The sequence below is a fragment of the Rhizobium sp. BK008 genome (genome assembly GCF_014197345.1).
Lineage (GTDB): Bacteria > Pseudomonadota > Alphaproteobacteria > Rhizobiales > Rhizobiaceae > Rhizobium > Rhizobium anhuiense.
Window position 1 is genome coordinate 214,491 of sequence record NZ_JACIFK010000005.1, and the last position, 20,164, is coordinate 234,654.

Annotated in this window: 17 protein-coding genes; 13 read left to right on the forward strand and 4 right to left on the reverse strand. The window is 62.7% G+C overall.

The features are described from left to right. Positions 1–90 precede the first annotated feature (90 nt). From FHT69_RS21345 to FHT69_RS21360, 4 genes are read left to right on the forward strand one after another with little or no spacing between them, the layout of a single operon-like run. A complete protein-coding gene (locus FHT69_RS21345; protein WP_028759060.1) occupies positions 91–864 on the forward strand; it encodes a GntR family transcriptional regulator in 774 nt (257 codons plus the stop codon). Continuing rightward, positions 861–1,892 (forward strand): SIS domain-containing protein, encoded by a 1,032-nt coding sequence (locus FHT69_RS21350; RefSeq protein WP_063473839.1) that lies wholly within the window; start codon positions 861–863, stop codon positions 1,890–1,892. Before FHT69_RS21345 ends, FHT69_RS21350 begins: the two co-directional genes overlap by 4 nt. After that, entirely contained in the window at positions 1,892–3,043 is a 1,152-nt protein-coding gene (gene nagA / locus FHT69_RS21355) for an N-acetylglucosamine-6-phosphate deacetylase (RefSeq protein ID WP_183905937.1), read from the forward strand. Before FHT69_RS21350 ends, nagA begins: the two co-directional genes overlap by 1 nt. A gap of 17 nt (positions 3,044–3,060) precedes the next feature. Next, complete coding sequence (locus FHT69_RS21360) at positions 3,061–3,789, forward strand: SIS domain-containing protein (RefSeq protein WP_168333628.1); 729 nt, start codon at positions 3,061–3,063, stop codon at positions 3,787–3,789. Between the two features lie 109 nt (positions 3,790–3,898). On the opposite strand, the gene efp is transcribed toward FHT69_RS21360, so the two are convergent. Further along, positions 3,899–4,468, reverse strand: coding sequence for an elongation factor P (efp, locus tag FHT69_RS21365; RefSeq protein ID WP_028758989.1), 570 nt, complete (start codon positions 4,466–4,468; stop codon positions 3,899–3,901). A gap of 147 nt (positions 4,469–4,615) precedes the next feature. Between efp and epmA the strand changes: the two genes are divergently transcribed. The 9 genes from epmA (at position 4,616) to FHT69_RS21410 (ending at position 17,575) form a co-directional block, all read left to right on the forward strand. Beyond that, positions 4,616–5,677 (forward strand): EF-P lysine aminoacylase EpmA, encoded by a 1,062-nt coding sequence (gene epmA, locus FHT69_RS21370; RefSeq protein ID WP_097543561.1) that lies wholly within the window; start codon positions 4,616–4,618, stop codon positions 5,675–5,677. Beyond that, positions 5,674–6,726: a lysine-2,3-aminomutase-like protein gene (locus tag FHT69_RS21375; protein WP_097543562.1), complete on the forward strand. Its 1,053-nt coding sequence runs from the start codon at positions 5,674–5,676 to the stop codon at positions 6,724–6,726. The genes epmA and FHT69_RS21375 overlap by 4 nt, the downstream gene beginning before the upstream one ends. Positions 6,727–6,991: 265 nt before the next feature. Further along, positions 6,992–7,243: an acyl carrier protein gene (locus FHT69_RS21380; protein ID WP_028757744.1), complete on the forward strand. Its 252-nt coding sequence runs from the start codon at positions 6,992–6,994 to the stop codon at positions 7,241–7,243. After that, a complete protein-coding gene (locus tag FHT69_RS21385; RefSeq protein ID WP_183905938.1) occupies positions 7,243–8,424 on the forward strand; it encodes an acyl-CoA dehydrogenase family protein in 1,182 nt (393 codons plus the stop codon). The genes FHT69_RS21380 and FHT69_RS21385 overlap by 1 nt, the downstream gene beginning before the upstream one ends. Before the next feature lie 5 nt (positions 8,425–8,429). Next, positions 8,430–9,338, forward strand: a complete 909-nt coding sequence (locus FHT69_RS21390) for an amino acid--[acyl-carrier-protein] ligase (RefSeq protein WP_047615705.1) — start codon at positions 8,430–8,432, stop codon at positions 9,336–9,338. 8 nt (positions 9,339–9,346) lie between these two features. Further along, on the forward strand, positions 9,347–10,309 hold the full coding sequence (locus FHT69_RS21395; RefSeq protein WP_063473910.1) for a DUF1839 family protein: 963 nt from the start codon (positions 9,347–9,349) through the stop codon (positions 10,307–10,309). A gap of 16 nt (positions 10,310–10,325) precedes the next feature. Continuing rightward, a complete protein-coding gene (locus FHT69_RS21400; RefSeq protein WP_183905939.1) occupies positions 10,326–12,800 on the forward strand; it encodes a glycoside hydrolase family 2 protein in 2,475 nt (824 codons plus the stop codon). A 94-nt stretch (positions 12,801–12,894) separates the two neighbouring features. Then, complete coding sequence (locus tag FHT69_RS21405) at positions 12,895–14,073, forward strand: glycosyltransferase family 4 protein (RefSeq protein WP_063473833.1); 1,179 nt, start codon at positions 12,895–12,897, stop codon at positions 14,071–14,073. A gap of 190 nt (positions 14,074–14,263) precedes the next feature. Next, positions 14,264–17,575, forward strand: a complete 3,312-nt coding sequence (locus FHT69_RS21410; protein WP_063473909.1) for an oligosaccharide flippase family protein — start codon at positions 14,264–14,266, stop codon at positions 17,573–17,575. Positions 17,576–17,588: 13 nt separating this feature from the next. Here FHT69_RS21410 and FHT69_RS21415 read toward each other — a convergent pair whose 3' ends face one another. From FHT69_RS21415 to FHT69_RS21425, 3 genes are all read right to left on the reverse strand, one after another. Further along, on the reverse strand, positions 17,589–18,767 hold the full coding sequence (locus tag FHT69_RS21415; RefSeq protein ID WP_047616077.1) for a glycosyltransferase family 4 protein: 1,179 nt from the start codon (positions 18,765–18,767) through the stop codon (positions 17,589–17,591). Positions 18,768–18,912: 145 nt separating this feature from the next. Next, positions 18,913–19,149, reverse strand: a complete 237-nt coding sequence (locus FHT69_RS21420; protein ID WP_003543721.1) for an Lrp/AsnC ligand binding domain-containing protein — start codon at positions 19,147–19,149, stop codon at positions 18,913–18,915. A gap of 68 nt (positions 19,150–19,217) precedes the next feature. Then, on the reverse strand, positions 19,218–20,126 hold the full coding sequence (locus tag FHT69_RS21425; RefSeq protein ID WP_063473832.1) for a LysR family transcriptional regulator: 909 nt from the start codon (positions 20,124–20,126) through the stop codon (positions 19,218–19,220). Positions 20,127–20,164: the final 38 nt, after the last annotated feature.

Below are 20,164 nucleotides of genomic sequence, written 5' to 3' on the forward strand. Positions count from 1 at the left end.
AACCCTTGCCGGTCCACCGGTGAGGGTTTTTTCTTTCTATGCTCGATTCCGTCTTGCCGATTGGTTCTAGATAGGTTCTATTATGCGCCCATGGATAGAACCAGTCTGATAGCGGAACTGAAGAACCGCGGCCTGCGTGACGAGGCGCTGACCGGGCCGCTCTACAAGCGGCTGGCGCAGACGCTGACCGGTCTCATTCAGGAAGGATTGCTGAAGCCGGGCACTGCGCTGCCGGGCGAGCGCGACCTTGCCGAGGCACTGAAGCTCGGACGCGTCACCGTGCGCACCGCCTATCGCGATCTGATGGCTTCAGGGGCGCTGGAATCGCGCCACGGAAGCGGTACTTTCGTCTCGAGCAGAGTGGAACGCATGGAGCAGTCGCTCTGGCGGCTTTCCTCCTTCTCCGCCGACATGCGCTCGCGCGGGCGTCTGCCGGCTGCGCGGGTATTGTCGCGGGCGGTCAATACGCCGTCGCCGGAGGAATCCTTCCTGCTCGGCCTCGGCGGCGACGAGCCGGTGCTGAGACTCGACCGCTTGCGCCTTGCCGATGGCCTGCCGCTGGCGATTGAACGCGCCGTGGTGCCGATCAAGTTCCTTGGGCACGATGCCGGTGGCGAGGGATCGCTCTACGATGCGCTGACGGCCAGCGGCCACAGGCCCGTGCGCGCGCTGCAGCGGCTCACTGCGGTTACGCTCGACCCGTCTTCTGCGGCGATCCTGAACGTCAAATCAGGCGCGCCGGCGCTTCTGATCGAACGTGTCTCGCGCCTGGAAGACCAGCGCGTCGTCGAATACACCCGCTCGCATTATCGCGGCGATGCCTATGATTTTGTTGCCGAATTGAGAATTGGAGATGACCTATGAGTGAGAACCAGTCGCTGATGCTGCAGGAAGCCGGCCAGTCGCCAGAGGTGGTGGCCACGCTTCTCGAAAAGGAAAAGCCGGTCTTTGCCGAGATCGCCCGGCTGTTTTCGTCCGCCCGCCCGAGCGTGGTGACCACGGCGGCGCGCGGCTCCTCCGACCATGCCGCCACCTTCTTCAAGTATCTCTTCGAGATCACCTGCGGCGTTCCGGTCGCCTCAGTCGGTCCGTCAATCGCTTCCGTCTATGGTGCCGCGCTGCATCTGAAGGGCGGCGTCCATTTCACCGTCTCGCAGTCGGGCGCCAGCCCCGATATCGTTGCGCTGCAGGATGCGGCGAAGAAGGGCGGAGCGACGACGATCGCCGTCGTCAACGTCACCGACAGCCCGCTTGCGAAACAGGCCGATATCGTTCTCGGCCTCAATGCCGGTGCCGAAAAGAGTGTCGCGGCGACGAAATCCTTCATTGCCTCGGTCGCCGCCCTTTCCGGGGTGACGGCTGCGATCGGCGGCGCATCCGATCTGCAGACTGCGCTCGACAAGCTGCCGGAGGCGCTGTCGGCAACTGCCGGGATCGACACGGCGGCGGCCGAGGAGGTGCTCTTCAACGCAACCTCGCTCTATACGGCCGGCCGCGGCCCAGCTTTCGCGATCGCGCTCGAAGCGGCGCTGAAGGCTAAGGAGACCTCCGGCTTGCATGCCGAGGCCTTCTCGCTGGCGGAACTGATGCATGGTCCGATGCGCCTGGTGCAGCCGGGCTTTCCGATCGTCGCCTTTACGCCCGACGATGCCGCCTTCGCCAACAACGTCCAGGCACTGGAGCGCCTGCAGAAGCTCGGCGCCACCACCGTCGGCTTCTCGGCGCAGCCGCTGTCCGGCGTCCATCTGCGCGTGCCGACCACGGGCAGCGGCCTCGTCGATCCGCTGGTGTCGCTGCTCGTCTATTACCGGCTGATCGAGTCGGTGACGCGACGCAAGGGCTTCGATCCCGACAGACCGGCAAACCTGCTCAAGGTGACGGAGACGGTCTGATGGCCCGCAAGATCTTCCTTGGCGCCCGCATCTTCGACGGCGAACGCTTCCATGACGACAAGGCGCTCATCACTGCCGGCGGCCGAGTCGAAGCGATCGTCGCAAGAAACGATCTGCCGGACGGCGAGGTCGTGACACTTGCGGGCGGGGTTCTGTCGGCCGGTTTCATCGATGCGCAGGTCAATGGCGGCGGCGGGCGAATGCTGAACGACGAGCCTTCCGCCGCTTCGATGGACATCATCGCCGGAGGACACCGGCCCTATGGCACGACGTCGCTGCTGCCGACGCTGATCACCGATACATCGGAAGCCTCCATTGCCGCGATCGAGGCGGCCAAGGAGGCGGTCAAGGCGAGCCGCGGCGTCGCTGGCCTGCATCTCGAAGGCCCGCATCTGGCGCCGGCCAGAAAAGGCGCGCATCTGGCCGAGCTGATGCGGCCGGTGGAGGAACGTGACGTCAAGACCTTCATCCGAGCACGCGAGGAGATCGGCACGTTGCTCGTCACCATGGCGGCCGAGCAGGTGACGGTTGCCCAGGTGCGCGAGCTTGCGGAAGCCGGCGTCACGGTCAGCATCGGGCATTCCGATTGTTCGAGCGAGGCGGCGGAAGAACGCTTCGATGCCGGCGCACGCGGCGTCACGCATCTCTTCAACGCCATGAGCCAGCTGGGACACCGCACACCCGGCCTCGTCGGCGCGGCAATCGACCATCCCTCGACCTGGTGCGGCATCATCGCCGATGGCCATCACGTCGATCCGAAGGCCTTGCGCACGGCCCTGCGCGCCAAGCGCGGCGAAGGCAAGCTGTTCTTCGTCACCGACGCGATGTCGCTCGTCGGCTCGGAGAAAGACTCGTTCACGCTGAACGGGCGCACCGTCCGGCGAGAAAGGGGTGGCTTCTGCTCGAAGCTGGTGCTTTCCGACGGCACGCTCGCCGGTTCCGACGTCGATATGATCTCGACGATCCGGTACGGCGTCACCTATCTCGACCTGACGCTCGCCGAGGCCCTGCGCATGGCGACCCTTTATCCCGCCCGCTTCCTCAGGCTTGCCGATCGCGGTCATCTCTCGCCGGGCATGCGTGCCGATCTCGTGCATCTCACCGATGCGCTTGCCGTCACCGCCACCTGGCTCGGCAGCGAAGCGGCCTGACATCAAGGAGACGTGGGATGACCGACATTACCGATGCCTATTTCACTAACCTCATCGGCCGGCTGGAAGAGCTGAAGCAGGCGCTTGCCGAGCCGATGGCGCAGGCCGCGGCCGTCATCCTCGATGCTGCCCACGGCGACAAGCGCGTCTATGTCTTCGGCACCGGCCATTCGCATATGCTGGCGGAAGAGGTGCACTATCGTGCCGGCGGGCTCGCCTTCACCGTGCCGGTGCTCGTCGGCTCGGCCATGCTGCATGAGGGTGCGGTCATCAGTTCGGTCTATGAGCGCACGCAGGGCCTGGTGCGGCCGATGCTGGAGCGCTACGGCATGCAGCCGGGCGATGTCATCATCATCGCTTCCAATTCGGGCGTGAACGCCGCGCCGATCGAGGCGGCCGACTATGCGCGCGAAATCGGCGCAAAGGTGATTGCCATCACGTCGATCGCCTATTCCTCAGCGATCGCCAATGGTCGCCGGCGGCTCGCCGACGTGGCCGATGTGGTGCTCGACAACGGGCTGCCACCGGGTGATGCCGTTGTCGATCTCGAAGGCACGGGGCTTCGAGTTGGGCCAGTCTCGACGGCGGTCGGGGTAACGGTGATCAATGCGGTCTTCGCCGAAGTCGCCTCGCAGCTTTCGAAATCCGGCGATGCGCCAATTTATCTCAGCGCCAACATGCCGGGTGCGGCCGAGATCAACCAGAAGCTCGTCAAGAAATACCGGCCGCGCAACCCGCATCTCTAGAGCATGATGCCGAAAAGTGTGAGCGGTTTTCGGACAACATCATGCTGCAAAGAAGGCGGATACAAAAAGGCCGGCATAAGCCGGCCTCTTCAAGAGTTGTAACTCAGGATCAATCCTTGGCGCGTTCGACGTAGGAATTGTCTTCCGTGGCGATGACGACGCGGGTGCCGGCATTGATGTGCGGCGGCACCATGGTGCGCACGCCGTTCGAAAGCATGGCCGGCTTGTAGGAAGACGACGCCGTCTGGCCCTTGACGACCGGTTCCGTCTCGGTGATTTCGAGCGTGACGTGACGCGGCATCTGGATCGCCAGCGCAATGCCTTCATGCATTGAGAGAACGCAGGTCATGCCTTCCTGCAGATAAGCCTTGTCGTCACCCATCGTCTCGACATCGACGACGACCTGATCGTAGTTTCCAGGGTTCATGAAGTGAAAGCCTTCGCCGTCCTCGTAGAGGAACTGATGGTTCACGTCTTCGACGAAGGCGCGCTCGACCTGTTCGGTGGTGCGCCAACGCTCGGAAACCTTCACGCCGTCGACGATGCGGCGCATGTCGACCTGGGTGACCGGCGTGCCTTTGCCCGGATGAAAGTTCTGGGCGGTGAGGACGACGTAGAGCTTGCCGTCGACGTCGAGAACGTTGCCCTTGCGGACCGAAGAGGCGATGACCTTGACCATAAGACTTCCTTGTAACTCGGCTTTCGGCGTCGTAGAGGACTGTCGAGACGCCCCGAAGACGCAAATGTTTTTCTTTGGGGGCGCAACTAACCTAAAATCCGGGAAATAGCCACCCCATACCGGCTTCTCCGGCGAAGAAAGCTTGGAATGAACTCTTCGGCCAAAGCGTCCCCCTGGTGGACCTCGTCCGTACATGCCGATCGCCGTCCGTTCCTGATCGGGCGCAATGCGATCCAGGCGGCGTTGCGCGGGTTTTTCGCGCGCGAGGATTTCATCGAGGTGGATACGGCGGTGCTGCAGGTCTCTCCCGGCAATGAGGCGCATCTGCATGCCTTCGCGACGGAAGCGCTGACGACGGACGGGCAAAGGGCGCCATTTTACCTGCACACCTCGCCGGAATTCGCCTGCAAGAAGCTGCTTGCGGCGGGCGAGGAACGGATCTCATGTTTTGCCCATGTCTATCGCAATCGCGAGCGCGGGCCGCTGCATCATCCCGAATTCACCATGCTCGAATGGTATCGGGCCGGCGAAAGCTATGAGAGCTTGATGATGGATTGCGTGCGGATCCTGGCGCTGGCGGCAGAAACGGTAAAGACTGGGACGCTTGCCTATCGCGGCGGCGAGAGCGATCCCTTTGCCGGGCCGGAGCGGGTCAGCGTTGCCGAAGCCTTCGAGCGGCATGCCGGCATCGATCTTCTTGCCTCGGTCGCCACCGATGGTTCGACCGATCGCAACCATCTGGCAGCCGAACTCAGGCGCGTCGGCATGCGGGTTGCCGATGACGACGGCTGGGCCGATCTCTTCAGCCGGGTGCTGGTCGAAAAGATCGAACCACGTCTCGGCTTCGGCCGCATCACCATCCTCGACGAATATCCGGTCTCGGAGGCGGCACTTGCGCGTCCCTCGGCACGCGACCCCAGGGTCGCCGAGCGTTTCGAGCTCTATGCCTGCGGCGTCGAGCTTGCGAACGGCTTCGGCGAGCTCACCAACGCTGCCGAACAGCGGCGACGGTTCGAGATCGAGATGGCCGAGAAGGCGCGGGTCTACGGCGAGACCTATCCGATCGACGAGGATTTCCTCGCCGCGCTGGCGTTGATGCCTGAGGCAAGCGGCATCGCGCTCGGTTTCGACCGGCTGGTGATGCTGGCAACGGGAGCATCGCGCATCGACCAGGTGCTCTGGGCGCCGGTTGCGGAGTATGGAAGATGAATGTCGTCAAACCGATCAAGAGCGTCGACGATCTTGTGAAGGCAGGGCTCGCCGCGTCTGCCGATCGCGCAACGCTCGAAGAGGTTGCCGCGCGCTATGCGATCGCGCTGACGCCGGTGATCAGCAGGCTCATCGACCGCACCGATCCCGATGATCCGATCGCCCGGCAGTTCGTGCCCGATATCGCCGAACTCACGATCGCCAGCGAGGAACGCGCCGATCCGATCGGCGATCATGCCCACAGCCCCGTCGAAGGCATCGTTCACCGCTATCCCGATCGTGTGTTGCTGAAGGCCGTGCATGTCTGCCCGGTCTATTGCCGTTTTTGCTTCCGGCGCGAAATGGTCGGACCGCAGGGCCTCGGCACGCTCGATGCCGCGGCGATGCAGGCCGCTTTCGACTATATCCGGGGTCATGAGGAGATCTGGGAGGTCATCCTCACCGGCGGCGATCCGCTGGTGCTTTCTCCGCGCCGTCTCCACGACATCATGGAGACGCTTGCCGGGATCGCCCATGTGAAGATCGTGCGTTTCCACACGCGTGTTCCGGTCGTCGATCCGGAGAGGATCGATGCGGCGCTGGTCGCCGCGCTGAAAGCAAGCGGCAAGACGGTCTATGTGGCGCTGCACGCCAACCATGTCAGGGAACTGACGATGGAAGCGCGCGCAGCCTGCGCCCGCCTTGTCGATGCCGGCATCGCCATGCTCAGCCAGTCGGTGCTGCTCAAGGGCGTCAACGACGATCCCGACGTGCTTGCGGCGCTGATGAAGGCCTTCGTCGAAATCCGCGTCAAACCCTATTACCTGCATCATCCGGATCTGGCGCCCGGCACCGGTCATTTCAGAGTGACGATCGAGGAGGGGCAGGAGATCGTCGCGGCGTTGCGCGGGCGGATTTCCGGTCTCTGCCAGCCGACTTACATTCTCGATATTCCAGGCGGTCACGGCAAGGCCGTCATCAGTGGGAGCGCTATCCGGGCGACAGGCGACGGATGTTATTCCATCACCGATTATCGCGGCGGCGAGCATTCCTATCCGCCGGCCGATTGAGACAAAAAGCGGCGCGTTTGCGTGTCATTTCTGTACTCGTCACGCCAGAAGCTATTGTGTGTCGCAGCGGCAAGATTGTCCTAAGTCGTTGATAGAAAATCGTTGTTTGCGACAATGCCGGAATGATCGCTAAAATCCTAACTGTGAGCCTTAGTCATATTTAACCCAACAAATTAGCGGAATGTTCTGTTTTCCGCACTAAAAGAACGCTCATGACAAGGCGATGAACGCCGGTTCGGGATCATGAGAATCTTGGAGTGATGGGATGAATACGACAATCCGCGACCTCGTAGCCAAATTCGGCAAGCTTCCTGTGTCGATCGACCAGGTTGGCGACGATGCCGATCTTTATGCGGCAGGTTTGACGTCCTTTGCTTCCGTGCAGCTGATGCTTGGCATCGAAGAGGCCTTCGACATCGAATTTCCCGACAATCTCCTGAACCGCAAATCCTTCGCGAGCATCTCGGCCATCGCCAGGACCGTCGATCTCATCCGGGACAGCCGGAAGGTCGCCTGATGAATTTCCCCGTCAAGATCATGCAGGACGGTCTTGTCGCAAGAGTGGCCCGCGTCGCCGAAATCGCGGCAAAGCACGCCGATGCCGTCGATGTCGAAGGCCGCTTTCCCCGCGAAGCCGTGGAGGCGATGAAGGCCGAAAGGCTGCTCGGCATCCAGGTGCCGCGCCATCTCGGCGGTGAATCCGCCTCGATCACCGAGATCGCCGAATTGTGCTCGATGCTCGGCCAGGCCTGCGCGGCAAGCGCCATGGTCTTCGCCATGCATCACATCAAGCTGTCGAGCCTCGTTGAACACGGCGCCGACAGCGAATGGCATCGCAGCTTCATGCGCCGCATCGCCGCAGAGCAGCTGCTGATTGCTTCCGCCACCACCGAAGGCGGCATCGGCGGAAACCTGCGCAACAGCATCTGCTCGGTCGAGGTCGATGGCGATACTTGCCGCCTCGAAAAGGATGCGACCGTCATTTCCTACGGCTCGCATGCCGACGCGATCCTCATCACGTCGCGTGCCCACGCGCAGGCGGCTTCCTCCGATCAGGTGCTGACGGCCTTCCTCAAGGATCAGTACACGCTCGAGAAGACCCATGTCTGGAATACGCTGGGCATGCGCGGCACCTGCTCCGACGGCTTCCTGTTCAAGGGCGAGGCGCCGGCGCATCAGATCCTGCCGAAGCCTTTCGCCGAGATCGCGGCGCAATCCATGCTCGCCTCCTCGCACCTGTTGTGGAGTGGCGTCTGGTACGGCATCGCAGTCGATGCCGTCGCACGTGCCCAGGCCTTCGTGCGCGCCGCCGCCCGCAAGGCGCCGGATGCCCAGCCGCCGGGCGCGTTGCGCCTCGCCGAGGTTTCGAACCTGCTGCAGATGGTGAAATCCAATGTGGTTGCCGGCCTCAAGGCCTACGAGGATGCCAAGGCCGATGTCGACAGGCTGTCCTCGATGGGCTTTGCGGTGGCGATGAACAACGTCAAGATCGCCTCGTCCGAGACGATCCTGGAGATCGTCAACCATGCCATGCTGATCTGCGGCATCATGGGCTACAAGAACGGCACGCCGTTCAGCCTCGGACGCCATCTGCGCGACGCGCATTCCGCACAGCTGATGATCTCGAACGACCGCATCCTCGGCAATACGTCGAGCATGCTTCTTGTCCATAAGCAGGACACTAGCCTACTGGGGTGACAGTCATGGATATGCAGACCTCGTTTCTGGACCGGCTTTTCGAATCCGGCCTGCTGATCGATACCGGCATCGACGGGCTCTATGGCCGCAGCGGCCAGTTCGAAGACGTGATCGCTGCCTTCGAGCGGCTGATCGACAGGTTCGGCGGCGCCGACGGCGCGGAGGCGATGCGCTTCCCGCCGGGCATGAACCGCGCCTTTTTCGAAAAGAGCGGTTACATGAAGAGCTTCCCGCAACTGGCTGGCACGGTGCACAGTTTCTGCGGCAGCGAACTCGATCATGTCAGCCTGCTGCAATGCATGGAAGTCGGCGAGGACTGGACCAAGGGGCAGGAGGCGACCGACATCGTGCTGACGCCGGCTGCCTGCTATCCGCTCTATCCGACGATCGCCAAGCGCGGCAATCTGCCAAAGACGGGCGGCCTCTTCGACCTGCAATCCTATTGCTTCCGCCATGAGCCGTCGAAGGATCCTGCCCGCCAGCAGCTGTTCCGCATGCGCGAATATATCTGCATGGGCACTGAACAGCACGTCACCGATTTCCGCCAGCGCTGGATGGATCGCGGCGTCGAGATGATGAAGGCCGTCGGTCTCGACGTGACGATCGACGTCGCCAACGATCCGTTCTTCGGCCGCGCCGGCAAGATGCTCGCCAACAATCAGCGCGACCAGAACCTGAAATTCGAGTTGCTGATCCCGATCACCTCGGCTGCCAATCCGACCGCCTGCATGAGCTTCAACTACCATCAGGATGCCTTCGGCACGAAATGGGGTCTCAATCTCGAAGACGGCAGCGTCGCGCACACCGCCTGCGTCGGCTTCGGGCTGGAGCGCATCGCGCTTGCCCTCTTCCACCATCACGGGCTCGATGTGAAGCAATGGCCGGCCAGCGTACGGAAAGCGCTGTGGGGCTGAGCACATCCATGACATCGGTATTTTCGGGAATCGACCCGGAAACCTACCGGGCGCATGCGCTGCATTCCAGTGAGCGCGCCTGGCCGGAAACCAATTGCTATGTCGATCTCTGGATCGAGGTGCTGGCATCATCCGGTGTCGCGCCCGAGGCGATGCTGGGTTTTACCCTGACGCAGGATTTCGAGGGCGACCAGTTCACCTTCTTCAAGGTGCCGCTCGAGGATCTCGAAGCGCTCTACGGTATTCGCGCCACCGAGCTTGCCATCTACGACCGTGTCGAACGCCATGTCGAGGTTCAGATCGCCCGTGCCCGTCTCTGCCTGATCGAGATGGATTCCTTCTACATGCCGGACACGCGCGGCACCGCCTACCGGCAGGAGCACGGCAAGACGACGGTGGCGATCAACCGGCTGGATGTTGCGGCCAAGCGCGTCGATTATTTTCACAATGCCGGTTATTTCCGCCTGGAAGGCGAGGATTTCGACGGGCTGTTCCAGCTGCATCTGACGGAGAACGATCCGCCGTTCCTGCCCTATACGGAATTTGCGCGGTTTCCGGAAAAGCCGGCTGATGAAACGCATCTGCGGAAGACCGCGCGGCAGCTTGCCGGCTTTCATTTCATCAGGCGTCCCCGCGAAAACCCGATCCGCGCCTTTGCAAGCGTCTTTCCGCAGCAGGTCGAAGCGGTAGCGGAACGGCCGTTCGGCTTCTTCCACAAATACGCCTTCAACACGCTTCGCCAGGTAGGCGCCAATTTCGAGCTGGCGGCCGATTACCTCACCTGGCTTTCCGCCGGTGAATTCGCGGCTGCCGCCGAGCATGCCAGGCGCATTTCCGAGGTGGCGAAATCGGTGCAGTTCCAGCTTGCCCGCGCCGTCACCCGCAGGAAGTTCGAGCCGTTGCAGGCAGCACTTGATCCGGCCGCCGATGCATGGGATTCCATGATGGCGTCGCTTGCGGGGCGAATCTGAAGCCGGAGATCTGACCATGCGGGGGCGTTTGGCAAGCATCGGTGCCGAGGAAATCCTGCTTTCCGAAGGCTGGAACCTGATCCTGACGGAGCCGGGCGCCTGCGCCGTGCCGCACGACATTCACCTTTCCGCCCAGTTCATTCCCGCGCCCGTTCCCGGCACTGTCGCCGCGGCGCTCGAAAAGGCTGGGCTCTTCGACCGTGAAAATCCCGAGCCGCTGAACACGCGGGATGCCTGGTATCTCTGCCGGCTTTTCGATGCCGAGCCCGGCGAAGCGATCCTGCATTTCCAAGGGCTCGCGACGCTCTGCCATGTCTTCCTGAACGGCCAGGAAATCCTGTTTTCCGAGAGCATGTTCACGGCGCACGAGATTCCGGTGACGCTGTCGGGCGGCGACGAACTGGCGCTCTGCTTCCGGGCGCTCGGCCCCCGTCTGTCGGAGCCCGGCCCGCGCGCGCGCTGGCGGCCGCAGATGATCACGCCGGCGGGCCTGAAGAATTTTCGCACGACGCTGCTCGGCCATATGCCGGGCTGGTGCCCCGATATTCATGCTATCGGGCCGTGGCGACCGATTTCCATGGTGCGGCGTAATCCCGTCTCGATCGACAACGTCTCCATCCGCGCCCTCTTGGCGGAGAGCGGCGCCGGCCGTCTCAGCGTATCGCTGCATAGCAATGCCGAGGATCCCGCCATGCTGCTGCGCTGCGGCGGAATGGAGCAGCCTTTCGAGAAGGTCGGCGACAGTCATTACTCGGCTATTCTCAAGCTTCCCGACATCGAGCCATGGTGGCCGCACACCCACGGCGCTCCGCGTCTCTACGAGCTGACACTGGTTTCCGACGGCGTCGAATATCCGCTCGGCACGACCGGCTTCCGCCGGATCGATGTCGACCGCGGTGCCGATGGTGATAACTTCGCGCTCACCGTCAACGGCGAATGCATCTTCTGCCGCGGCGCGGTGTGGACGACGGCCGATATCGTGCGATTGCCGGGCGGCCGGGCGGATTACGAACCGTTCCTGCGGCTTGCCGCGGAGGCCGGGATGAACATGATCCGCATCGGCGGCACCATGGCCTATGAGACGCCGGATTTCTTCGCGGTCTGCGATGAACTCGGCCTGCTCGTCTGGCAGGATTTCATGTTCGCCAATTTCGATTATCCGCGCAACGACAAGGCCTTTCTTGGCCATGTGCATGCGGAGGTCGAGGAATTTCTGCACGGTGTCCAGGCGTCGCCTTCCCTCGCCGTGCTCTGCGGCGGCAGCGAAATCCACCAGCAGGCGGCGATGCTCGGCCTGCCGGCGGAATTCTGGAGCGGGCCGGTCACCGACGAGATCATCCCGGCGGTCGTCGCGCGCATGCGTCCCGACGTGCCCTATGTCCCGAATTCGCCCTATGGCGGGGCCATGCCTTTTTCACCCAATGCCGGAATTGCGCATTATTACGGCGTCGGCGCCTATATGCGGCCGATTGCCGATGCGCGCCGCGCCGATGTGCGGTTTGCCTCCGAAAGCCTCGCCTTCGCGCATGTGCCGCAGCAAAGGACGCTGCAGCGTCATCTCGACGTGCCCGCCGTCCATAGCCCGCTCTGGAAGGCCCGCGTGCCGCGCGACCGCAGCGCATCGTGGGATTTCGAGGATGTTCGCGACTTCTATCTGCAGCTTCTCTACGGGTTCGATCCGGCCCAATTGCGCCGTGAGGATCCGGAACACTATCTCGATCTCTCCCGCGCCGTCACCGGCGAGGTGATCGAGGAGGCTTTTGCCGAATGGCGGCGCAAAGACTCCAGCTGCAACGGCGCGCTCGTCTGGACGCTGCAAGACCTGTTGCCCGGTCCCGGCTGGGGGGTGATCGATTCCACCGGAGAGCCGAAGCCCGTCTGGTATGCGATGCGCCGTGCCTTCCGGCCGGTGCAAGTGGTCTTCACCGACGAGGGAACCAACGGTCTCGACGTGCATGTCGTCAACGAGGCGGACGCCGCGCTCGACGTGGAACTCGAAGTTGTCTGCCTGCGGGACGGCAAGCAACAGGTCGTCAGCGGCAGCATGGCCTTCAAGCTGGCGGCAAGGAGCACGGAGCGTTTTGCCTGCACAACGCTGTTCGGCGCCTTCTTCGATACGACCTATGCCTTCCGTTTTGGACCACCATCGCACGACGCAAGCGTGGCGCGTCTGCGCTCGCTGGCAGATGGCGCCATTCTCGCCGAAAGCTTCCACTTCCCGTGCGGCCGGGGGAAGGCGCTCCATGACGCAGGGATCGAAGCGTCACTCGGCAGAGATGGCGACGACTGGTTCGTCGATTTGAGGACCGACCGGCTGGCGCAATCGGTGCATATCGACGTCGAAGGCTATCGGGCCGACGACGACTGGTTCCATCTCGCTCCCGGCGTGGCGCGGCGCGTGAAGCTGCATGCGCTCCTGAGCGCGGAAAGCGATGTTCCGCCTACGGGTGAGATCAGAAGTCTAGGCAGTTCGCATCGTGTCGCGTTCTAGAAAAGAGATAGAGCATGCTGCCGTCCGAAAACCGCGCACACTTTTCGGCATCATGCTCTGGGGCTGATGCCGATCCATTTGGAAAGACCGTGATTTGAGAACGATATACCGCTTTCTGCGCGCCCATGTCCTGCAGCGGCTGATTCCACGCGCGCGTCTTGCCTTCAATCCGCGCAAGCCGGTGGAGATCGTCGGCTATCTCTCGATGGCGGTCGGCGTCGGCGAATCGGCAAGGCTCTGCGCCGGCGCGTTGTCGGAGGCGGGGCGGGCGATTGCGCTTTCCGACGTCAGCACGCATCCCGACGAGAATGCCTTCGCCGGATGGATGCCGTCGCACCTTTCCACCGAACCCGCGGGAAGCCGGATCTGGCATCTCAATCCGCCGATGCTGCCGCGCGCCATCCTGAAGAAGGGCGTTGGAAATTTCACCCGCGCCTTCAACATCGGCTATTTCGCCTGGGAGCTCGAAGTTGTGCCGGCGGAATGGCGCAATGCGATGCATTACATGAATGCGGTCTTCGTGCCGTCGGAATTCACCCGGCGGACGATTGCGCCGCTGACCGCGGCACCCGTCATCGTGGTTCCGCATCCCGTCACGGAGAAGCCGGCGACGGAAGGCATGCGCCAGAAATTCGGCATCGAGGAAGACGCCTTTCTCGTCAGCTTCATCTTCAGTGCCGGCTCCTCGATCAACCGGAAGAATCCGCAGGCCATCATCGAGGCCTTCAGGATCTTCGTCGCCGAAGCCCCAAGCGCCTTCCTGTTGATGAAGGCCAGTGGCAATATCGATAGGGATGAAGGCCTGCGCGAACTGATCGCTTCGGTCGCCGGCAACCCCCGGATCAAGATCGTCACCGACAGGCTGTCGGACGCCGATATCAACGGCCTCATCCGCTGTTCAGACGCCTATCTTTCGCTGCATCGTTCCGAGGGTTTCGGGCTGACGGTGGCCGAGGCGATCATGCAGCGCACGCCGGTGATTTCCACCGCCTGGTCGGGCACGGTGGATTTCTGCGATCCCGATAATAGCTGGCTGGTCGCCTCTCCACTCATTCCGGTCGTCGATACACATCCCGAATTTGCCGGGCTCGCAGGCGCGGTCTGGGCTGACCCTTCTCCAGAGGCGGCGGCTGCGCACTTGCGGGACATCTTCCTCGCGCCCCAGCGTGCACGAGAGAAGGCCGAGAAGGCGCGGGAGTTCCTGCTGAGATACCTCGCAGAGAACAGCTATGAGAAGGCGCTCCAGAGGCTGTCGGCGATGCAAGCCAGCTAAGGTGAGGTCGTCACTCCGCTTTATTTTAACATTTTCGCATTAGAGATGGCGGGTATGCGACTTTAGAGCATGGCGCGCAAAAGTGTGCAGCGGTTTTGCGATAACGACATGGGTAAAAACAAAAACCTAAAGTGCGAGAAGCGATCTGAAGATCGTGACGCGCTTTAGGCCGATGCTGACGGATGGATGGATGTCGAAGGGTATTATCGCAAACTCGGTGATGAATGCGGCGGCAGGCATGCTGCTGCTTCTGACGGGCTTCGTTTCCTCGATCATAACTGCGCGGCTGCTCGGGCCGGAAGCCAACGGCATCGTCGCTTTCTCGCTGTGGCTGGTGGTCACGGGCGCCTCGATCGCCGAACTCGGTTCCAGCATCACGCTGCTGAAGACCTTGCCGCAGCTTTCGGCGGAGGGCTACGATACACGCCGCCGGCGGGGTTTTGCCGCGATCCTCGTCAGCTTCATGATGTTCTCGACCGTCGCGCTGCTGGCGCTCTATGCGCTGTTCTTCCTGACCTCGGAAAAGATGCACTGGGCGGAGACCGCGCCATCCGTCGCTCTGGTCACGGGCGTGCTGTTTTTCGTCCAGGCGATCGGTTCCTTCGTCAAATTCTACCTGATCGGCGAGAAGAAACTCGGCGCCTTCTTCCGGCTGACGGTCGCCGTTTCGATCGTGCAGCTTGCCGGCGTTGCCGTCGGCGCCGTTCTCTATGGCGTCGAAGGCGTCCTCGTCGGTTATGCGCTCGGCCAGCTCGTGTTGTTTTTCGCTACGCTGCCGATCCTTCTTGCGCGGCGCGACTGGTGCGGGGTCTCGCTCAAATATCTCGCCTCCTCCTCCGCCATCCTGTCGATCCAGTTCATCATCGATTCCATCTTCCTCAACCGGCTCGAACTGCTCTTCCTGCAGCAGTTCTGGTCGGTGGAGATGGTCGGCTATTATGCCGTCGGCCTGTCGATCGCCAATATTGCGCTGCAGTTGCCGATCCAGATGACCGGCAGCCTGCTGCCCTATTATTCCGAGCGGCGGCATAACAGCGACGACTCGACATTGCCGGTCGAGGTCTTCGCCGCCGTCACCCGCTCCATGGCCTATATCGTGCTGCCGATGAGCCTCGGGCTTGCGGCGATCTCCAGCGAACTGGTGATCGTGGTGTTCGGCGAAGCGTTCCGCCGCAGTGGGACGGTGGTGGCGCTGCTTGCGCTGGTCGCGCCCGCCTATACCTTCATGCAGATCCTCAGCCTCTATTTGCTGTCGATGGACAGGGCCCGCTCCCGCCTGAATATCAGTGTCATAGGTGGCCTACTGATGGTAGCGGGTTGTTTACTGATCGTACCTAGGCTTGCCGCCGAGGGTGCCGCACTCGTGCGCATCCTCGTCTTCGTTGCGATGTCGGTGATGATGATCAGACAGACAGGATTCGGATCCCAACTATCGGGTCTCTACGCAAGCCTGACGAAGGTGACGCTCGCCTCCGTGCTGTGTGCTTGCGGAGCGATTTCGGTGCTGGAATTCGTCGGGGGTCCGGCCGGTCTCGTCGGCGCGATCATTGCCGGTGCGTTCTGCTATTTCGCGGCACTGCGCGTGCTGCGCGCCGTGCCGGGCGAGGATGTCGACGTCATGCACTCCATTCTCGACAAGATGCCGTCCCTGCTGCGCCGGCCGTTCGGCCACGCGATCAATTTCATCGCGCCGCGGCTTCCCGGCGATCCCGATCGCGCCAAGGTCGCGCCCGGCGAATTCTCGCTCGAACCAGCCGAGGGCGCGGGACGCAGTGCTGCCCTGCCCGTCGTCTTCGACGGCACGATCGGGCTGTTCATGCCGGAGAATCCTCTCGTGAAGAAACGTTCGGCCGCCGTGCTTTTCGTCAGCCCCTGGGGGTTCGAGGAGATGTGCAGCCGCAAATTCTTCCGCGTCGCGGCCGAGCATTTCGCCGATATCGGCGTGCCGAGCCTGCGCTTCGACTATCGCGGCACCGGCGATGCGCTCGATTTCGATGCGCTGCCAGCACGGCTGGAAACCTGGGAAAATTCGATTCGTGCCGCCGCCGTCAAGCTGAAATCGCTGAGCGGCTGCGACCGTATCATCCTCATCGCACAGGGCCTCGGCGCAACGCTTGCCCATCGCATCGGTTCCTCGATCGAAGGCGTCGACAGCCTCGTCATGCTGGCGCCGGTGCTGAGCGGCCGGGCCTATCTGCGCGAACTCAACATGTGGTCGAAGATCATCGATGCCGATCTCGGCCTCGGCAAGGAACATGTTCAAACCGCGAAGGTGCAGATCGCCGGGCTCGTCATGCCCGAAGAGATTGCCGCCGAGCTCGGCAAGCTTACCATCGCCTCGCCACAGGGGCTCGCAGCCTCCCGCTATCTGATCCTCGAACGTCCCGCGAAGGCCGAGGATACCGGTTTTGCCGATGCGCTGAAGGCGCTTGGCGCCGATGTCGAGCAGAAGGCTTTCGAAGGCTATGACGAGCTCGCCACCAATCCGCTGTTTGCCAAGACGCCGATGGCTGTCGTCGAGCTGCTGACGACCTGGCTGGAGGCGACGACGACGGAGACATCTGCGGCGCATTCGCCTGATGTGATCGAGAATCCGCCGCTTGCCGGCGAGGGTTTTGCCGAAACGCCGGTGCGTTTCGGCAGCCACAATCATCTGATCGGCGTCGTCAGCCGGCCACTCGGTGAGATCAAGGGCAATGCCGTGCTCTTCCTGTCGACAGCCTATGACCGGCATGCCGGCTGGGGACGGACGACGGTGGATATGGCGCGCGCGCTTGCCCGCCAGGGCGTCGTTTCGCTGCGCTTCGATTCCGCCAATGTCGGTGACAGCCCGCCGCGGCCGGATGCACCGGAACAGGTGCTCTATTCGGATACGCAGACGGCGGATGCGGTCGCCTCGCTCGATCTGCTCGAAAGTGTGGTCGCCGGTCCCGTGATGGTCGCCGGCCGATGCAGCGGCGGTTACGTCGCCTTCCGGGCCGGCGTCGCCGACGAGCGCTTGAAGGCTGTCGTGTCGATCAATCCCTTCGTCTATTACTGGGATCCGAAGATGCCGGTGCGTAGGGAGCATGTCGTCTCCGTTCCACGCAGCCTTGACGACTACGGCCAGCGCATGGCGCGGCTCGACACGCTGAAGCGGCTGTTGCGCGGCCAGGTGGACGTCGTTGCGGCCCTGCAGAATATCGTCATCGCCGCCGGCCGCCGGCTATCGCCGTGGATCGCGCCGCTGCTCGAGCTGCTTCCCGACCGGCGCCATATCGCCCGCGAGGTCCGGCACTCCTTTGCGCTGTTCGGCAAGCGCAAGGTGCCGCTGACGCTGATCTACAGCGAGGGCGATGTCGGGCTCGACCACGTCTATTTCCACTTCGGGCCGCGCGGCGGTCGGCTTTCGCGCTATCCGAACGTGCGGTTGCTGATGCTGCCGGATGCCGATCACAATCTGACGCCGCCACAATCGCGCAAATTCGTGCTCGACGAGATCATCCGTCTCGCCAGAGCATGACCGGAATTGCAGCTCAGATGTTTTCCGCGGCGACGACATCCAGCGATCTGTAGAGATCGATATAACGTCCGGCCACGATATCCCAGGAATAGCCGCGCGCGGCGTCGAGAAGCCCGGCGCGCACGGCGTCCGGTTGGCGCGAAAGGTCTTCATAGGCCGTTTCGATCACTGTCGCCGCGGTCTGGGCATTGGTGAAGTCGGCAAGCGCGATAACAGGATGCCGGTCGGCAAGCGTCGCAAAGGCATCGTTGGCGTTCAGCACCGGGAGGAGACCGGCGCTCATCGCCTCCAGCGCCACCAGGCCGAAACCTTCATATTCCGAGGCGGAGGCAAAGAGCGAGGCCTCGGTGATGATACGCCGGATGGCGCCGTTGTCGGGTGATACATGCAGGGTAACGCGGCCGGAAAGGCTGCGGCTTTCGATCGCGGCTTCGACATCGGCCCGGTTCAGGTCGGATTCGGCCCCGACGATGTCTAGATGCCATTCGGGGTCGCGGGTCGTCAGCGCGGCCATCGCATCGAGCAGATGGTCGAGCCGCTTGTTCACCGAGAAGCGGCCGATCGTGACGATGCGGCGCTTTGGCCGGCGCGAAGCGATGTCGGCGAACTTACCGATATCGGCGCCGTTTTCGATCAGCAGGCTATCGGGCACGATCTCGGAAAATTGCCTGAGGTCGGAGGCGCTGCAGCAGACGACGCGGCGGTAGGCCATCGCCGAAGCGCGGGTCAGCGTCCGGAACCAGATCTTCTTGATCGCCGCGTATTTCTGCGTGTGGAAGAAGCCGCCATGGGTGGTGACGATCATCGGCTTGCGATGCAGCAGCCGGCCCCAGGCGAGCGCATCGAAGAAGAAGTCGATGGCATGGACATGCACGAGATCGGCATCGCCGAGATGGCGGAAAACCTCAGGCGCCAGCGGATAACGGCTGCTGCCCGACCAGGGGATGCGCACCACCTCGATGCCGTCGATATTTTCGCGAGGCGGCAGCTTGTCCTGCGGCGCAGTGAAGAGCGAATCGAGCGTGACGACGCGGACGCGATAGCCGCGGCGCACGGTCTGGCGGCCGAGATTGGCGACCACGTCTTCCAGACCGCCGCGATTGGGCAGGAACTGGCGCACGACATGGACGATCAGCGGGGCCTCTCCCAACTGCGGGTTCTCGCGCACCCTATCTGCCTCGACGATCGCCATTTTTCACCTATCGCTGCCCGCCGGCCCGTGTTGACGCGGGCTTATACTAGCAACGACCAGATATGCCCGGCGTTAAGGCGCGGTTTAAGCGGCCTGTTGAGAGGGCGATTCTTCGCGAAAAAGGTTAACCGTATCTGATGGGCTTTCAGAAGGCCTTGAACGTCAGTGTCGTCAGCGAACGGACGATGCCGGGAATATTGGCGATGTTGTCGTTGATGAACTTGCCGATATCCTGGCCTTCCTCGATATAGACCTTCAGCAGCAGGTCGTAGTCGCCGCTTGTGGAATAGAGCTCCGAGACCAGTTCGGTCTGGTAGATGGCGTCGGCGACATCATAGGTCTTGCCGGGTGCGCATTGGAGCTGGACGAAGATCGGCTTCATGGAGATTTCCTGCAAAGTTGTTTGGCCGGCATAATGGTCGAAAGCGCCATGCCGATGCAAGCCGTTCGTCACGCAGCCGGATTGGCGGCGGCTTCCGCGACGATCCAGTCGCGAAAGGCCGCAAGCGGCGCATAGTCGGCGCGCTCTCTGGGAAAGGCGAGATAATAGCGCTCGCGGCTTTCCATTTCACGGTCGACAGCGGCGACGAGATCGCCGCGCCTGACCTCCTCCTGCATCAGGAATGTCGGCAGCAGGGCGATGCCGAGGCCGGCGATCGCCGCCTGCGCGGCGGTGGCGAATTGGTCGAAGAGCATACCGTGGACGTTTTCGAAGGAAACGCCGTTGCCGGCAAACCATTGCTCCCAGGCGTCAGGGCGCGTCGTCAAATGCAGAAGCGGAACGGCAAGCAGATCCTCCGGCGTCTTGATCGCGTATCGCTCCAGAAAATCAGGGCTGCAGGCCGGCACTGTGTGCTCGGACATCAGGAAGACGAGTTCGGCGCCCGGCCAGTGGGGATGGCCGAAATGGATGGCGGCGTCGATTGAATCGAGGCGGAAATCGAAGGGCGAAAGCCGGGTCACCAGATTGATGGTCACGCCGGGATTGGCGGCGAGGAAGCGCCCGAGGCGCGGCGCCAGCCAACGCGTGCCGAAGGTCGGCAGGATGGCGAGATTGAGCGTGCCGCCATGCGGATTGGCGCGCAGATTCAGCGAAGCGCTCGATATGCGCCGCAGCGCTTCGCGGATTTCGCGGGCATATCCGTCGCCGGCAAGCGTCAGCCGCATGGTCTGGCGTTCGCGCAGGAAGAGCTCGACGCCAAGCTGCTCCTCCAGCGCGCTCACCTGGCGGCTGACGGCGCTCTGCGTCAGATCGAGTTCGCGCGCCGCTGCCGTCACGCTGCCGGTGCGGGCAACCGCCTCGAAGGCGGCAAGATGCGAAATCGATGGCAGAAAACGTCGAGATGTCAGCATGGTCATTCCATTTCAGAATGGGCTATTTCCGAAATAGCGATATT

Bases quoted from the DNA above. Each gene is read 5' to 3' on its own strand.
- FHT69_RS21345 (WP_028759060.1), top strand. From the start codon at position 91: ATGGATAGAACCAGTCTGATAGCGGAACTGAAGAACCGCGGCCTGCGT.
- FHT69_RS21350 (WP_063473839.1), top strand. From the start codon at position 861: ATGAGTGAGAACCAGTCGCTGATGCTGCAGGAAGCCGGCCAGTCGCCA.
- nagA (WP_183905937.1), top strand. From the start codon at position 1,892: ATGGCCCGCAAGATCTTCCTTGGCGCCCGCATCTTCGACGGCGAACGC.
- FHT69_RS21360 (WP_168333628.1), top strand. From the start codon at position 3,061: ATGACCGACATTACCGATGCCTATTTCACTAACCTCATCGGCCGGCTG.
- efp (WP_028758989.1), bottom strand. From the start codon at position 4,468: ATGGTCAAGGTCATCGCCTCTTCGGTCCGCAAGGGCAACGTTCTCGAC.
- epmA (WP_097543561.1), top strand. From the start codon at position 4,616: ATGAACTCTTCGGCCAAAGCGTCCCCCTGGTGGACCTCGTCCGTACAT.
- FHT69_RS21375 (WP_097543562.1), top strand. From the start codon at position 5,674: ATGAATGTCGTCAAACCGATCAAGAGCGTCGACGATCTTGTGAAGGCA.
- FHT69_RS21380 (WP_028757744.1), top strand. From the start codon at position 6,992: ATGAATACGACAATCCGCGACCTCGTAGCCAAATTCGGCAAGCTTCCT.
- FHT69_RS21385 (WP_183905938.1), top strand. From the start codon at position 7,243: ATGAATTTCCCCGTCAAGATCATGCAGGACGGTCTTGTCGCAAGAGTG.
- FHT69_RS21390 (WP_047615705.1), top strand. From the start codon at position 8,430: ATGGATATGCAGACCTCGTTTCTGGACCGGCTTTTCGAATCCGGCCTG.
- FHT69_RS21395 (WP_063473910.1), top strand. From the start codon at position 9,347: ATGACATCGGTATTTTCGGGAATCGACCCGGAAACCTACCGGGCGCAT.
- FHT69_RS21400 (WP_183905939.1), top strand. From the start codon at position 10,326: ATGCGGGGGCGTTTGGCAAGCATCGGTGCCGAGGAAATCCTGCTTTCC.
- FHT69_RS21410 (WP_063473909.1), top strand. From the start codon at position 14,264: ATGTCGAAGGGTATTATCGCAAACTCGGTGATGAATGCGGCGGCAGGC.
- FHT69_RS21415 (WP_047616077.1), bottom strand. From the start codon at position 18,767: ATGGCGATCGTCGAGGCAGATAGGGTGCGCGAGAACCCGCAGTTGGGA.
- FHT69_RS21420 (WP_003543721.1), bottom strand. From the start codon at position 19,149: ATGAAGCCGATCTTCGTCCAGCTCCAATGCGCACCCGGCAAGACCTAT.
- FHT69_RS21425 (WP_063473832.1), bottom strand. From the start codon at position 20,126: ATGACCATGCTGACATCTCGACGTTTTCTGCCATCGATTTCGCATCTT.